Raw genomic sequence first — 1097 nt, forward strand, 5'->3', positions numbered from 1 at the left:
TATTTTTACCCAGCGACATACCCGGGTTCTATCTAAACCAAAAAGAAGTCCTTGCAAATCATAGGTCGGATAACATTTTAAATACAATAAAATAAAAAGCAGTTTATCTAGTGGGGTTGGGATAAATCCTTTCTGCCCTGCACCCATCTGCCGCTCGTGATCTTTTCGATTCTTTTTCCGATAAATCAAATAACAAGCTGAAAATTCAGCGGCTAAATTTTTCAATTCTTCGACTGATAATCCAATGATTGCTTTACATAAACGATTATCTCGTAACAGCCGCTCTTTGTTGATCATTTCAAACCTTTATTCTCTAAGTTAAACCTCTTTTTATTCTCAATAGCGTGACAAAAAATGCAAGTCTCTATTCAGCAACTAGTTTAAAGTCTCAAGCGCTGGCATCGGCGCTGCATGCTGGCGACACTCCCCCCGGGTACGCCGACTGAAAGTTATCCGCGCGTTTGTCAGCGTTATGAGGCCGAGCCCCGTGTATCGTCATAACGTCGATAACGGGTTATCGTCACCGTGGGCAGAAGGGGCGTCTCGCTTTAGGGTTATGGGATAATATATTGTATAATAACATTATTACTCAACTTACCTGATGAGGTAGACGATGAAGACACAACAAGCAGATTTACTCGCCGATGATACCCACCTGCATGCGTTAATTGACCGAATAGACTGCGTGGATGAGGAAACCTTACAACCTCAGTGGCCACAATTACTCGCCGCGTTGGTGGATGTGATGGATAATGAGCTGCAACGCCAGGGCTTTACCGTACCCCAATCTCGCTGCCTGGCGCGTAAAATGGCGGCGGCCCTGGCCGCGTATGCGGGTGGGCGTAACTATTATTTGCCTAAAGGCGACAGTCTGCTTACGGCGTTACGCGACGATGAAATTTTCCACCGCTGGCAGCAAGGCACATCGATTGAAACGCTACGCAAGGAATACCGGCTCGGCCAGATACAGTGTCAATGCCAATTGAATTCTGATCCACTTTGCTAAAGTAAAACTGATCCACCCCCTTTAATTTACTCGCTCAGTTCCGCTTTCAATTTTTTATGTAGCTGACCGCTTTTTAGCTTGTCTTTTAACC

Annotated in this window: 2 protein-coding genes; one reads left to right on the forward strand and one right to left on the reverse strand. The window is 45.1% G+C overall.

The window, feature by feature from the left end; genetic code table 11:
* Positions 1–297: transposase family protein (locus tag CBG25_RS19570; RefSeq protein ID WP_290605523.1), on the reverse strand; the 297-nt coding region annotated here is incomplete at its 3' end.
* Between the two features lie 316 nt (positions 298–613).
* Here CBG25_RS19570 and CBG25_RS19575 point away from each other — a divergent pair.
* Positions 614–1006, forward strand: a complete 393-nt coding sequence (locus CBG25_RS19575) for a Mor transcription activator family protein (protein WP_290608738.1) — start codon at positions 614–616, stop codon at positions 1004–1006.
* Positions 1007–1097 lie beyond the last annotated feature (91 nt).

It is taken from the genome of Arsenophonus sp. ENCA (assembly GCF_002287155.1).
Lineage (GTDB): Bacteria > Pseudomonadota > Gammaproteobacteria > Enterobacterales > Enterobacteriaceae > Arsenophonus > Arsenophonus nilaparvatae.